General features: G+C 57.7%; 15 protein-coding genes and 1 riboswitch. All 15 genes read left to right on the top strand.

The features are described 5' to 3' along the window. Positions 1-76 precede the first annotated feature (76 nt). Entirely contained in the window at positions 77-1,108 is a 1,032-nt protein-coding gene (recA, locus tag GFC01_RS11630) for a recombinase RecA (RefSeq protein WP_152947293.1), read from the top strand. Further along, entirely contained in the window at positions 1,109-1,582 is a 474-nt protein-coding gene (locus GFC01_RS11625) for a RecX family transcriptional regulator (RefSeq protein ID WP_152947292.1), read from the top strand. It abuts the gene before it with no gap. A gap of 262 nt (positions 1,583-1,844) precedes the next feature. After that, positions 1,845-3,374, top strand: coding sequence for a ribonuclease Y (gene rny / locus GFC01_RS11620; protein ID WP_152947317.1), 1,530 nt, complete (start codon positions 1,845-1,847; stop codon positions 3,372-3,374). A 155-nt stretch (positions 3,375-3,529) separates the two neighbouring features. Further along, positions 3,530-4,048, top strand: coding sequence for a hypothetical protein (locus tag GFC01_RS11615; protein ID WP_152947291.1), 519 nt, complete (start codon positions 3,530-3,532; stop codon positions 4,046-4,048). An 18-nt stretch (positions 4,049-4,066) separates the two neighbouring features. After that, complete coding sequence (locus tag GFC01_RS11610) at positions 4,067-4,846, top strand: TIGR00282 family metallophosphoesterase (RefSeq protein WP_341473929.1); 780 nt, start codon at positions 4,067-4,069, stop codon at positions 4,844-4,846. Positions 4,847-4,981: 135 nt separating this feature from the next. Continuing rightward, positions 4,982-5,242, top strand: a complete 261-nt coding sequence (spoVS, locus tag GFC01_RS11605; protein ID WP_012032475.1) for a stage V sporulation protein SpoVS — start codon at positions 4,982-4,984, stop codon at positions 5,240-5,242. Between the two features lie 99 nt (positions 5,243-5,341). Then, positions 5,342-6,361 carry a dipeptidase gene (locus GFC01_RS11600; RefSeq protein ID WP_341473928.1) on the top strand — a complete coding sequence of 340 codons (1,020 nt, stop codon included), beginning with the start codon at positions 5,342-5,344 and terminating at the stop codon, positions 6,359-6,361. Further along, positions 6,351-7,169 carry a PHP domain-containing protein gene (locus GFC01_RS11595; protein WP_152947290.1) on the top strand — a complete coding sequence of 273 codons (819 nt, stop codon included), beginning with the start codon at positions 6,351-6,353 and terminating at the stop codon, positions 7,167-7,169. Before GFC01_RS11600 ends, GFC01_RS11595 begins: the two co-directional genes overlap by 11 nt. Positions 7,170-7,264: 95 nt before the next feature. Further along, the gene (locus tag GFC01_RS11590) at positions 7,265-8,428 is read left to right on the top strand and encodes an LL-diaminopimelate aminotransferase (RefSeq protein WP_341473927.1); all 1,164 of its coding nucleotides are present in this window, start codon (positions 7,265-7,267) and stop codon (positions 8,426-8,428) included. Positions 8,429-8,574: 146 nt separating this feature from the next. Continuing rightward, positions 8,575-8,844 carry a translation initiation factor 2 gene (locus GFC01_RS11585; RefSeq protein WP_341473926.1) on the top strand — a complete coding sequence of 90 codons (270 nt, stop codon included), beginning with the start codon at positions 8,575-8,577 and terminating at the stop codon, positions 8,842-8,844. Between the two features lie 120 nt (positions 8,845-8,964). Then, on the top strand, positions 8,965-9,387 hold the full coding sequence (locus GFC01_RS11580; RefSeq protein WP_152947288.1) for a DUF3842 family protein: 423 nt from the start codon (positions 8,965-8,967) through the stop codon (positions 9,385-9,387). A gap of 131 nt (positions 9,388-9,518) precedes the next feature. Continuing rightward, a riboswitch (cobalamin riboswitch) is annotated at positions 9,519-9,690 on the top strand. A gap of 144 nt (positions 9,691-9,834) precedes the next feature. Continuing rightward, on the top strand, positions 9,835-10,404 hold the full coding sequence (cobU, locus tag GFC01_RS11575) for a bifunctional adenosylcobinamide kinase/adenosylcobinamide-phosphate guanylyltransferase (RefSeq protein WP_152947287.1): 570 nt from the start codon (positions 9,835-9,837) through the stop codon (positions 10,402-10,404). 29 nt (positions 10,405-10,433) lie between these two features. After that, complete coding sequence (locus tag GFC01_RS11570) at positions 10,434-11,981, top strand: cobyric acid synthase (protein ID WP_194174924.1); 1,548 nt, start codon at positions 10,434-10,436, stop codon at positions 11,979-11,981. A 208-nt stretch (positions 11,982-12,189) separates the two neighbouring features. Continuing rightward, complete coding sequence (gene cbiB / locus GFC01_RS11565; RefSeq protein ID WP_152947286.1) at positions 12,190-13,167, top strand: adenosylcobinamide-phosphate synthase CbiB; 978 nt, start codon at positions 12,190-12,192, stop codon at positions 13,165-13,167. A gap of 175 nt (positions 13,168-13,342) precedes the next feature. Further along, positions 13,343-13,565 (top strand): nucleotide-binding protein (locus GFC01_RS11560; RefSeq protein WP_479723384.1); only part of this gene is annotated, 223 nt, incomplete at its 3' end.

The following is a 13,565-nucleotide window of genomic DNA, read 5'->3' as shown; positions in this document are numbered from 1 at the left end:
TTCACCCCGTTGATCCCGGTGGGAAAATACGGTATTATATTATGAAACAAATGTTTGCCACAAAGGTGGTGTCCTTATGACCGGTGAAAAACTAAAGGTACTGGAAGCGGCCCTCACCCGCATTGAACAGCAGTTTGGGAAAGGGGCCATTATGAGACTGGGGGAGACTTCCCGGCTCAATGTGGAGGTTATACCCACAGGCGCCCTGACCCTGGACATGGCCCTGGGTGTGGGCGGCGTTCCCCGGGGGCGGGTGGTGGAAATCTTTGGTCCCGAATCTTCGGGTAAAACCACCGTGGCTCTGCACATCATTGCCGAAGCCCAGAAGATGGGGGGGATTGCCGCCTTTATTGACGCCGAACATGCCCTGGACCCGGTTTACGCCAAAAACCTGGGCGTGGACATTGAAAACCTGCTGGTGGCCCAGCCCGATACCGGTGAACAGGCGCTGGAAATTTGCGAGGCCCTGGTGCGCAGCGGGGCTGTTGATGTGGTGGTCATCGACTCGGTGGCCGCCCTGGTGCCCAAAGCGGAGATCGACGGTGAAATGGGCGACGCCCATGTGGGCCTGCAGGCCCGTCTGATGTCCCAGGCCCTGCGCAAATTGACGGGGGTGATCAGCAAGTCCCGGACGGTGGCCATCTTTATCAACCAGCTAAGGGAAAAGGTGGGGGTGGTATACGGCAACCCGGAAACCACTCCCGGAGGGCGGGCATTGAAGTTTTATGCCTCTGTAAGGTTGGAGGTGCGCAAACAGGAAACGTTAAAACAGGGGGCGGACATTGTGGGCAGCCGCACCCGGGTGAAAGTGGTGAAAAACAAGGTGGCGCCGCCCTTCAAACAGGCCGACTTTGATATCATGTACGGCACCGGCATTTCCCGGGAGGGAACGGTGCTGGATCTGGCCGCGGAGTTAAAGATAGTGAACAAAAGCGGCACCTGGTATTCATACGGCGAGGAGAGACTGGGTCAGGGCAGGGAAAACGCCAAAGAATATTTGCGCAATCATTCTGAAATCAGAGAAGAAATCGAACAGAAAATCCGCCAGCAGCTGCAAATTGGCGGGCTGAAACTGCCCTCGGCCGCCGAAGAAGGGGCGGCGGAATAGGTGCCCGGAGAAGAATTCCGCAGGGCCCGGGAAAAGGCCTACCGGCTGCTGGCCTGCCGCCCCCGCAGCACTGCTGAGATTTTCTGCCGTTTGCAAAGATGCGGGTTTGCGGAACCGGTTATCCAGGAGGTTCTTTCCTTTTTGCAGGAATACGGTCTGGTTGACGACCGGGCCTTTGCCCGGGATTGGGTCAACTGGCGTCTGTCCGCCAACCCCCGGGGGAGGGAAGGCCTCTTCAGGGAGCTGCGGGCCAGGGGCGTGTCCCGGGAGGTTATCGCCGAAACCCTGGAGGAACTGGATGACGGGAAGGAATACGCCACAGCCCTTTCCCTGGCCCAAAAGAAAGTGGGCCGGGAAGGTGCGGCCTATCCCCGGCATAAACTGGCCGCTTTTTTGCGGCGACGGGGGTTCAGCCCTGAGATTATCTACCGGGTGTGCCAATCCCTGTCTGTGGGGAACTGCCTTGACATTTAACCTGAAAAACTATAGAATTATGTTTGGGAGAAAATAGAATTGGTTACTACTGATACGGGTTTTATATAGATTTTTCGGATCGTCCCGGTTTTTTGTGGGTGTGTTGTATATAGGAGTAAACCCCATCATGAAAGGTGTGAAAGGCGTTTTACTTCTACCCGTGCCCCAAAACCAAAAGTAGTACCGATTCTTTTTCTACCGAGTTTTACTCGGTATTTTTTTTGTAAAATATTTTGTCAAGGAGGTGATATGTTTGCCCAGTATGCCTGTAATCATCCCCATAATTGCCGCAGTGGTTGCCTTTGCCATTGGGTACCTGATGCGCAAATACCTGGCCGAGGCCAGAATAGCTTCGGCGGAAGCCGAGGCCAGGAAAATAATAGAAGAGGCGGAAAAGGTGGCGGAAGCTAAAAAGCGGGAAGCCATCCTGGAAGCCAAGGAAGAAGTACTGAAGCTGCGCAATGAAATGGAGAGGGAGCATAAGGAACGCCGTTCCGAGCTGCAGCGTTTGGAGCGGAGGTTGATGCAGAAGGAAGAAACCCTGGACCGTAAAATTGAAGGCATCGAGCGAAAGGAGGAGACATTAAACCGCAAAGAGGCAGAGATAGACAACACCAGGGCGCGCCTGGAGGATTTGTACAAGCGGCAGGTAAGCGAACTGGAGCGCATCTCGGGGCTGACTTCCGAGGAGGCCCGCCAGCAACTGCTGGCCGACGTGGAAAAGGAAGTGCAGCATGAAGCTGCCCTGTTGATTAAAGATATGGAAAACAAGGCCCGGGAGGAAGGGGAGAAGCGTGCCCGGGAGATAATCTCCCTGGCCATCCAGCGGTGTGCGGCGGATCACGTTACCGAAACCACCGTATCGGTCATTCCCCTGCCCAACGACGAAATGAAGGGCCGCATTATCGGCCGGGAGGGACGTAACATCAGGGCTTTTGAAACCCTTACCGGAATTGATCTGATCATTGATGACACCCCCGAAGCAGTTATCCTGTCCGGATTTGATCCCATCCGCCGGGAAACCGCCCGTATTGCCCTGGAAAAGTTGATTGTGGACGGGCGCATTCACCCGGCGCGCATTGAAGAAATGGTGGACAAGGCCCGTAAGGAAATCGAAATGCAAATCCGGGAGGCCGGCGAACAGGCCACCTTTGAAACCGGTGTGCACGGCCTGCATCCGGAGTTGATCAACCTGCTGGGTCGCCTGAAATTCCGTACCAGTTACGGCCAGAACGTGTTAAAACATTCCATCGAGGTGGCCCACCTGGCCGGGTTGATGGCTGCCGAACTGGGTGTGGATGTGCAGACGGCCAAACGGGCCGGTTTGCTCCATGATATTGGGAAGGCCGTGGACCACGAGGTGGAAGGGCCCCACGTGTCCATAGGGGTGGAGCTGGCCAAAAAATACCGGGAGCATCCCGAAGTGCTTCATGCCATCGCCTCCCACCACGGGGACGAGGAGCCCAAAACCATAACGGCAGTGCTGGTGCAGGCGGCAGATGCCATCTCGGCAGCCCGGCCGGGGGCCCGGCGGGAGACCCTGGAGGCCTATATCAAAAGGCTGCAGAAACTGGAGGAAATTGCCAGCTCCTTTGAAGGAGTGGAGAAGTCCTACGCCATTCAGGCCGGACGGGAGATCCGGATCATGGTTAAACCGGACAAGGTGGATGACCTGGGCGCGGTACGCCTGGTCAGGGAGATAGCCAGGAAAGTGGAAAGCGACCTGGATTACCCGGGTCAGATCAAAGTAACGGTTATCCGGGAAACCAGGGTGGTGGATTATGCTAAATAATAGCTGTCGGGAAATGACCCCTTGCCGGGGTCATTTCCCTTTACTGGCAGAAATTTTTTCGTAATGAAAAGGGCCTGCCGGCAGGATTATTATAATCAAAACAGAATTCTAACGTATTGTGCGGTTACGAGGATAGTTGAGGCAGGTGACATTTGTTGGGCGTCCATTACAGGGGAAGCGAGGATGTTACGGATAGCGTGGGGTTATTGATTTCTATCCTGGTCCGTTATCCGGAAGTGGCCACCATCAATTTTGATCCGGCCAGACAGGTGCTGAAATTTACCTTTATTGCTTCCCGGGATTTAACCGTGACGGAAATTTCCGCCATGAAGGAAAAGTTGATGCACAGCATAGAAGTGTTTAATATGCTGGAGGGCAAGCAGATCCGGGTAGCTCTGATCACCCATCAAACATCCGACCATCTCACCATGATCGAGGTTCAGCGGGATGTGGAAACCCTGGTTCGGGAAGAGATTGCCCTCATTGTGCAGCTATTTCACCAGTATCTGAAAAAGAATCTGGTAACCGAGACCAGCGAACCCCTTTTTGAAGAGGACCTGATTATTCAAGAGGAAATCATTGAGCACATGCTCAACAGCGTGCGCAGTGCCGCCGGGGACAAGTATTTATTTGCCTTCAGGGAAGACGGACGGGTACTGGTTTTTAACAAATAGGCGGGAGGCTGCCCACTGGTGCGTATACTGATGATCGGGGACGTGGTCGGGCGACCCGGGCGCCGGGCTGTTAAAGAAAATATGCCCGGCCTGATCAGGGAACTGGCCGTTGATTTTGTGGTGGCCAATGGCGAAAATGCCGCCGGCGGTAACGGCATAACCCGGGAAGTGGCCCGGGAATTGTGGGCCAGCGGCATTGATGTGCTTACCATGGGCAATCATGTCTGGGATAATAAAGAAATTTATACCTTTATCGATCAGGAAAGGAGAATCCTCCGGCCGGCCAACTATCCCGGGGGGGTTCCCGGGAGGGGCATGGGTGTTTATGAGAGCCGCAACCAGCTAAAGGTGGCGGTGATTAATCTTTCCGGGCGAGTTTTTTTGTCGGAGCTGGACTGCCCCTTCCGCAGGGCGGATGAACTGTTATCGGAACTAAATGGGATTACGCCCCTGATCCTGGTCGACTTTCATGGGGAGGCCACTTCCGAAAAGATGGCCATGGGCTGGTATCTGGACGGGCGGGTATCGGCGGTATGTGGTACCCATACCCATGTGCAGACCGCCGACGAACGCATTCTCCCCGGCGGAACTGCATATATAACCGATGTGGGCATGACCGGGCCCAGGGATTCCGTAATCGGGGTAAAAAAGGAGATGGTGCTGGATAAATTCCTCACCCACCTGCCCCGCCGGTTTGAGGTGGCTCCCGGTCCCTACCAGTTCAATGCCGTTTTGATTGATGTCAGTGAAGAAACGGGTCAGGCCAGAGAAGTGCGCAGAATACAAAATTACGAATAGTCTGAATAAACGTTAAATATTATGAAAAGGTGGTCCAGTAAAAAAGGAATTTTCTTACCTTGTGGCGAATATAAAGTGTACGATGGCAATTGGTCTTCTATAAAGCTTGACCACAGAAGAAGGAGGTCTGCCCGCATGGAAGTATTGAAGGTTTCAGCAAAATCCAACCCAAATTCTGTAGCTGGAGCCCTGGCCGGGGTGCTGAGGGAACGGGGCTGTGCAGAGATACAGGCCATCGGTGCCGGTGCCCTGAACCAGGCCGTCAAAGCGGTAGCCATTGCCAGAGGATTCGTAGCGCCCAGTGGAGTTGATCTGATCTGCATACCTGCCTTTACGGACATTATTATCGACGGTGAAGAGAGGACGGCCATCAAATTAATTGTCGAGCCAAGATAGACAACCGGGACCGGTTTGTAACCGTACCGCCTGTTTATTCTGAAGGGAATAAACAGGTTTTTTAATCTATGAACCGGTGGTTATTGGGGAGGTGGTAATGTGGACTGGTTGCAACTGCACCGGAACAGCCCGGTGGTGGATGCCCATTGTGATACCCTGACGGCCATGGAAATCCAGAACCGTCGTCTGGCCGATGTGGGCCGGGGTGGGCATGTGGATCTGGCCCGCCTGCGGCAGGGGGGGGTAAAGATACAATTTTTTGCCGCCTATATTGCCCCGACCCACCGGGAAAGGGCTGTGACCCGGGTGCTGGAGCTGATTGATCGTTTTTATGGTGAATTGAAATTGAACGAAGAAGAAATGATGTTCATTACCGGTGCCGGTGATATCCAGCGGGTTCAGAACACAGGGAAAATAGGCGCCCTGCTGGCTATTGAGGGTGGTGAAGCCCTGGGCGGGCGCCTGGAGGTGCTGCGCATGCTCCATCGCCTGGGAGTGCGCAGTCTGACCCTGACCTGGAATCATCGCAACGAGCTGGCCGACGGGGTATCGGAAGGGGGTACCCGGGGTGGTTTGACCCGCTTCGGGCGTGCAGTGGTGCGGGAGATGAACCGCCTGGGCATGCTGGTGGATGTTTCCCACCTGTCCGAGGCCGGTTTCTGGGACGTATTAGAAGTTTCCAGCCAGCCGGTCATCGCCTCCCATGCCAACAGCCGGTACGTCTGCGATCACCGGCGCAACTTAAGCGACGACCAGATTCGTGCCCTGGCCGCCAGGGGTGGCGTGATGGGTCTGTGTTTCTATCCCGATTTCATTCATTCCACCGCACCATCACTGGAGAAGTTGCTGGATCACGTGGATCACGTTGTTTCCCTGGCCGGTGCGGGATGCATCGGCCTCGGTTCCGATTTTGACGGAATAGAAAGGACCACCCCGGGTCTGGAAGATGTTTCCTGTCTGCCCCGCCTTACCGGGGCATTGTGGCGCCGGGGTTACCGGGAAGAGGAAATCAGGGGAATTCTGGGGGGGAATTTCTTGCGGGTACTGGAACAGGTTTTGCCCTCCGGGCAGGAAGATCCCGGCGGGGTGTCGAATAGAGGTGAAAAGGTTGCCCTGTGATCTGCATGTGCATACCACGGCTTCCGACGGTACCGATTCTCCGGCTACGGTGGTCCGGCGAGCCCGGGAGGCCGGATTGAGCGCCCTGGCCATCACCGATCACGATTCGGTGGACGGGCTTGGGCCGGCCCTTGAGGAGGGCCGGCGGTTGTCCTTTACCGTTTTAAGCGGGGTGGAGCTCAGCACCGAGGAAGGCAATCAGGAAGTACATATTCTGGGTTATCTTTTTGAACCCGGTAATAGCGCCCTCCGGGAGCAGCTGGCCCTTTTCCGCCGGGCGCGGCGGGAGCGGGTGGTCAAAATGGTGGACCGTTTGCGTATCCTGGGGATTCCGGTGGATCTGGAACAGGTATGGCAACTGGCCGGTGCGGGAGCCGTGGGGCGGCCCCATGTGGCCCGGATGCTGATCCAGATGGGCGTGGTCGGTTCGGTATCCGAAGCCTTTGAAAAGTACCTGGGGCGTGATCGCCCGGCCTACGTGCCCCGGTACAAATATACACCGGCGGCGGCGGTGCGGCTCATCCGGCAGGCCGGCGGTGTGGCGGTGCTGGCCCACCCGGGCCTGAGCCGCTGTGATCACCTGATTTCACCCCTGGTCCGGCAGGGCCTGCAGGGTCTGGAAGTGTATTACCCGGCCCACAGCCAGGAAATGATCTGGCATTACCGGCGGCTCTGCCGCCGCTACGGGCTGGTGGCCACCGGGGGTTCCGATTATCACGGCCGGGAAGACAGGGAAAACAACCTCCTGGGTGCCGCCACCGCCCCCGACGAGGTCGTATCCCTGTTAAGGGAACTGGCCCGGGGTTAAAGTTATTGTTGCGAGTTCGAGTTGCGGGTTCCTGGTTTCAAGTTGGAGCGAACTCCGAGCTGTAAACTGGAATACTGTTAAAATGGGGTGTGGCTGTGGAAGAGGCAAAACGGATGCGCGGCCTGAGTTCCGCCATTTTCAGCGAGCTGGAGCAATTAAAAAAACAGGTGGAAGCCCGGGGACGAAAGGTGATCAATTTAAGTGTGGGCAGCCCGGACCGCCCCCCGGCCCCCCATATCATTGCCGCCCTGCACCGGGCCGTGGACAACCCGTTGAACTACCGTTACCCCCTGGACGGCCTGCCGGCCCTGCACCGGGCCGTAGCCGGGTGGTACCGCCGTCGCTTCGGGGTGACTATTGATCCCGAGGGGGAAGTGCTGGTTTTGATGGGTTCCCAGGACGGGCTGGCCCACATTGCCCTGGCCTACATTGATCCCGGGGATGTGGCCCTGGTGCCCGATCCGGGTTATCCCATTTATGCCGGCAGCATTCTGCTGGCCGGAGGGGAAATTTACCCCATGCCCCTTCTGGCAAGAAACGGTTTTCTGCCGGATCTGGAGTCCATCCCCAAAGAGGTGGCCCGGCGGGCGAAATTAATGTGGCTTAATTACCCCAACAATCCGGTGGCCGCTTCGGCCAACCGCCCCTTTTTCGAAAAGGTGGTGGCCTTTGCCCGGCAATTTGATATTATCGTCTGCCACGATGTGGCCTATGCCGAGCTGGCCTACGACGGGTTTAAACCCATGAGTTTTCTGGAAGTGCCCGGGGCGCGGGAGGTGGGCATTGAGTTTTATTCCCTCTCCAAGACCTATAACATGGCCGGTTGCCGCATAGGATTCGCCCTGGGAAACCGGGAAATTCTGGGTGCCCTGGGACGGATAAAGTCAAACATTGATTACGGAGTTTTCCGGGTGGTTCAGGAGGCCGGTATTGCCGCCCTGGAGGGACCCCAGGATTGTGTGGAGGAAACGGCCCGCCTTTACCAGCGGCGGCGGGACGTGCTGGTGGACGGCCTGGGCCGCTGCGGCTGGTCGATGCCCAAACCCAGCGCCTCCATGTTTGTATGGGCCCCCCTGCCGGCCGGATATGCTTCTTCCCGGCAGTTTGCCCTGGATCTGCTGGAAAGGGCCGGGGTACTGGTGGTACCGGGACTGGCCTTTGGTGCCAACGGTGAAGGCTATGTGCGCATTGCCCTGGTGCAGGAAGAAGATCTGCTGGTGGAGGCGGTGGAACGGGTGGGAAGATTTCTCACCGGTTGAACTGCTGGTTCACCTTATGTTTGGTAAGTTCACCGGTTTAATGATTATGGTTATCCCCTGCTCCACGGCCCGGCGGGGCATTTCGTCTATCACCACCGGCACAAGCATATACTAAAAACAGATCTGCTGCCAGGGGTGGTGTTGCCGTGGATGTCACCTACTTGCAAAGGCGGGTCCGGGAACTGGAAGAAAAGGTGGAGCAACTGCGCTTGAGCCGCCGGGTGTTGATGAATCTGATTGAACGCATGGAAAAGGAAAAAACAACCTTTCTGGCCCAGCTGGAAAGGGAAAATAAACGTTTGCACCGGGCCAATTCCCGGTATGCCCGGTCCCTTTTGCGCAAAAATCTGCAGATTGTCGAACTGGAATCCCGGTTGAAAGATTTATCCCGGGGTTCCCTGGATTCCACATCTTGAAAAAACAGGCAGTAGCAAAGGCAAATAAGGACGGGGGACGGCCGCTTTATTTAGCATTCAAGGATGAGGGGGCCGTTGCCCGGCCCTTTTGGGCAAAAGCAGTTTAAAGGGGTTAAGAACATGCGTATAGCGGTTGTGGACGGGCAGGGCGGTGGCATAGGCAAGCATATCATGGAAAGGTTGCGCCGGGAAATGCCCCCGGAGGTGGAATTCCTGGCCCTGGGCACCAATGCCCTGGCCACCTCGGTTATTCTGCGCGCCGGCGCCAATGAGGGGGCTACCGGTGAAAATGCCGTGATTTATAATGCGTCCCGGGTGGACCTGATCCTGGGGCCGGTGAGCATACTCTTTCCCCACGCCATGATGGGCGAACTGACGCCGGCCATGGCCGCCGCCCTGGCGACCAGCCCCGCCCGCAAGATTTTGCTTCCCCTGGTCCGGGGGCCGGTGGAACTGGTGGGACTGCGGCCCGAACCCCTGCCCCACCTGATTGAGGAACTGGTGCAGAGGGTTAAAGAATATGTAGCCGGCCGGTGCTGCTGAGGCAAGCCGTGGTGCCGTCCGGCGGGCTGGAAAAAAGTAGATATCCGGTAGTGCCGCAGTGTAAAATTTTTTTGTTGGGGGGCAGGATTTTTTCGGTTTAGCAGAGAATTCCCATTTTAACAGATACTAAAGTCAACCTGTAACTCGCAGGTGCCCTTCGGGGAGAATAGGGAATCAGGTGCGATGCCTGAGCGGTCTCCGCCACTGTAACCGGGGAGTGCCCCACATCAGCCACCGCCAGGGAAGGCGTGGGGACAGCGATGATCCGGAAGCCAGGATACCTGCCTGCGGGAGCCTTTTACCCCTTCGCGAGTAAAGGGGGACTGGCTTTTCAAAGAACGAGGGAACGACCTGGCGAAAATCCCCGGTCTTGTGAGGCCGGGGTATTTATTTTAATAATGATTACACCTGACCTCAGACGACTATAAAGGAGAGGTGGGGGTAACTTTGGCCCTGGTACTGGTGCTGGGGGGTGCCCGCAGCGGGAAAAGCCGTTTTGCCGAAGAGCTGGCCAAAAGCTGTGGTTCCCGGGTGGTTTACGTGGCCACGGCTGCCGTTGGGGACGAGGAAATGGCCCGCCGGGTGGAATCGCACCGTTTGCGTCGCCCTCCCGGCTGGCGTACGGTGGAAGAAACCCGCCATCTGGATGGGGTAATTGAACAATACGGTGCCGAATATGATGCCATACTGATCGACTGTATCACCATGTGGGTGACCAATCTGTTGCTGGATGAAAACTGGCCCCATCCCGGCAGCTCGCAGGAAGAAAGGGAAGACCATATGGAGGAATTAACCCGGTCCCTGGCTGAAGCGGCCGCCGGAGTTCGGGCCAGGGTGATTATGGTGTCCAATGAGGTGGGTATGGGGCTGGTGCCGGTTAATCCCCTGGGCAGGGCCTACCGGGACCTGGCCGGGCGGGTCAACCAGTTGCTGGCCCGGAGGGCGGAACAGGTATACCTGGTGGTGGCCGGCCTGCCGGTGGAACTTAAATCGCTGGCTACGATCCTGTCCGGATAGGCGAATAAAGGATGAGGGAGATGACGGAAATGCTGGCCAAAACCATAATGGTGCAGGGAACCGCGTCTCATGTGGGCAAAAGTGTGCTGGTGGCCGCCCTGTGCCGCATTTTTTATCAGGACGGTTACCGGGTGGCCCCTTTCAAATCCCAGAACATGGCCCTCAACTCCTTTGTCACCCGGGAGGGGGGGGAGATGGGCCGTGCCCAGGTGGTCCAGGCCGAAGCGGCGGGGGTGGAGCCCCATGTGGATATGAACCCCATTTTGCTAAAACCCACGGGACAGGCTTCTTCCCAGGTAATAGTGCTGGGGCGGCCGGTGGGTAACCTTTCGGCCCAGGAGTATCATAACGGTTATGCCCGGAAAGCCTGGGACGTTATCTGCGGGGCACTGGACCGCCTCCGCCGTCAATACGATATTGTGGCCATCGAAGGAGCCGGCAGCCCTGCGGAAGTCAACCTGCAAAATACGGAGATTGTGAACATGCGGGTGGCCCGGTTGGCCGGGGCGCCGGTGCTCCTTACGGCCGATATCGACAAGGGGGGCGCCCTGGCTTCCGTGGTCGGTACGCTGGAATTGTTGCCGGAAGAGGACCGCCGGCGGGTGGCCGGCATTATTATTAACAAATTCCGGGGCGATTTAAAGCTCTTTCAGCCGGCGGTGGATTTTCTGGAAGAGAGGACGGGTATACCGGTGGCGGGGGTGGTTCCTTATTTCCAGGGTTTCCGGGTACAGGAAGAGGATACGGTGTCCGAGGAAAGCCTGCGCAAAAGCCGTTCACCGGTCAAACGGGAGGTGGAGATTGCCGTCATTCATCTGCCCCACATTTCCAACTTCACCGACTTTGATGCCCTGGAGGACGAGCCCGATGTCAACCTCCGGTATATCGGCCGGGGTACCCCCCTGGGGCGGCCCGATGTGATTATCATCCCCGGCAGTAAAAATACCATAGAGGATCTGGTCGCCCTGAAGCGGTCCGGGATGGCCGGCGAAATTTGCCGTTTGAACCGGGAGGGGGTGCCTGTGGTGGGCGTATGCGGCGGTTTTCAGATGCTGGGCCGGGAACTGTCCGATCCCCTGGGGACGGAATCGGCCGTCCCCCGGGTGGAAGGACTGGGGCTGCTGGATATTGTCACCACCTTCGCCCGGGAAAAGGTTACCACCCAGGTGCAGGCCAGGGTGGTCGGGGCAGGACCCCTCCTTTCCCCGGCCAGCGGCCAGACAATAGCTGGTTATGAAATACATATGGGCCGCACCCGGTTGGGCCATACGTCCAGCCCGGCCTTCCATATTTTCACCCGTTCCGGGGAAACCGTGGATTGCCCGGACGGAGCGGTAAGGGAGGATGGCCTGGTTTTCGGTACCTATATCCATGGCTTGTTTGACGCAGACGGCTTTCGCCGGCAGTTTATCAACACCCTGCGCATCAGAAAAGGACTGGCTCCCCTGGAAGAAGGGGAAAGGACCGGACACCAGGAACAGCGGCAGCGGGATTACGACCGGCTGGCGGCCCATGTGCGGGGCAGCCTGGATATGGGCCTGATTTACCGCCTGCTGGATCTGCCCGGCCCCCGGTAATTGTTCACTAAAACCGTGCGGTTTTATACCCGTCATTCACCAGAATACTACTTTACTCCTGGTGTTACAGGTTTAATTGATACCACTGGTTTTACGAAGACCCGGTATGCCGGTGGGTGCCGGGCCGTTTTGGGTAACAATTACGGCCCGTGTTATCAGTCACAGGCCACCGGAATCCAACGACCAATGACCATTTGTGGAGGTTTGTATGCTGGTGGTTCTGGCCGCCTATATTACCGATTTGCTCATTGGGGATCCCCGCTGGCTGCCCCATCCGGTGGTTTACATCGGCCGGTTTATTGCGTTTGGGGAAAGGCAGCTGCGCCGGGTGGCCCGGGGTTCGAAGCAACTGCGGGTGGCCGGCGGGATTCTGGCGGTGCTGGTGGTGGGAAGCAGCTATTTTATTACCCTGCTTCTTTTGCAAGGGGCGGCGGCCATCCATCCCTGGCTGGCCGCCGGGTTGGAGATCTGGTTGATATCCACCACCATGGCCGTGCGGGGGCTGGCCGGGGCGGCGGCCAGAGTGCTATCGCCCCTGATCCGGGGGGACCTGGATCTGGCCCGGCAGCAGGTGGGGTGGATTGTGGGGCGGGATACGGCCCAAATGGGTGCCCCGGAAGTGATCCGGGCTACGGTGGAGACGGTGGCGGAAAATATTGTGGACGGTTTTGTATCCCCCCTCTTTTACGCCCTGATCGGGGGTGCCCCCCTGGCCATGGCCTACCGGGCGGTGAACACCCTGGATTCCATGGTGGGATACCGCAACGAGCTTTACCGGGATCTGGGCTGGGCATCGGCACGGCTGGATGATGTGGTCAACTACCTGCCCGCCCGCTGGGCCGGCTGGATGCTGGTGCTGGCCGCCTGGCTTTCCGGTCGCCGGGCCGGGGAAGCCCGGCAGGCAATCAAGCGGGACGCCGGGCGGCATCCCAGCCCCAACAGCGGCATTCCCGAGGCGGCCATGGCCGGGGCGCTGGGGATACGTTTGGGCGGGCTGAACTTCTATGGCGGCCGCCCTTCCTTTCGCCCTTACATGAATGAATCCGGGGTGCTTCCGGGGACGGATCACATCCGGCGGGCGGTGGACATGCTTTACCTGAGCAGTTTTTTGGCCCTGACCAGTGGTCTGGCCGCGGCCTGGGCATTTCGATCACTTTGGTGCATGTGTCAGGGGACGGTTCTTTGACACACTCGCCTCACACCAGAATACTACTTGACTCCCGGTGCTTCAGGTTTATATTGATAACACTGCTTTACGAAGACCCGGTGTGCCGGTGAGTGCTGGATCGGGCCAGCGCCAATTTGACCAGGAAATGTTTACAAGTTGGGGGTTATGCCATTTGCGCAATATACCGCGTTTAATGATTGCGGCCACCCACAGCGGTGCCGGCAAAACCACCGTAGCCACCGCTTTGATGTCCGCCCTTACCCGGGCCGGTCTGACGGTGCAACCTTACAAAGTGGGGCCGGATTATATCGATCCCGGTTACCATACCGCCGCCACCGGCCGGGTTTCCCGCAACCTGGACGCCTGGTTTCTGGGACGGGCGGGGCTCACGGAGCTTTTCCGCCGGGGGGCGGCAG

It is taken from the genome of Desulfofundulus thermobenzoicus (assembly GCF_009428905.1).
Taxonomy (GTDB): Bacteria; Bacillota; Desulfotomaculia; order Desulfotomaculales; family Desulfovirgulaceae; genus Desulfofundulus_A; species Desulfofundulus_A thermobenzoicus.
Note: the sequence above shows the minus strand (reverse complement) of the source record. Positions and strands in the feature narration are given on the sequence as shown.

Coding starts and splice junctions, on each gene's coding strand:
- recA (WP_152947293.1), top strand. CDS start 77: ATGACCGGTGAAAAACTAAAGGTACTGGAAGCGGCCCTCACCCGCATT.
- rny (WP_152947317.1), top strand. CDS start 1,845: ATGCCTGTAATCATCCCCATAATTGCCGCAGTGGTTGCCTTTGCCATT.
- spoVS (WP_012032475.1), top strand. CDS start 4,982: ATGGAAGTATTGAAGGTTTCAGCAAAATCCAACCCAAATTCTGTAGCT.
- cbiB (WP_152947286.1), top strand. CDS start 12,190: ATGCTGGTGGTTCTGGCCGCCTATATTACCGATTTGCTCATTGGGGAT.
- GFC01_RS11570 (WP_194174924.1), top strand. CDS start 10,434: ATGCTGGCCAAAACCATAATGGTGCAGGGAACCGCGTCTCATGTGGGC.
- GFC01_RS11580 (WP_152947288.1), top strand. CDS start 8,965: ATGCGTATAGCGGTTGTGGACGGGCAGGGCGGTGGCATAGGCAAGCAT.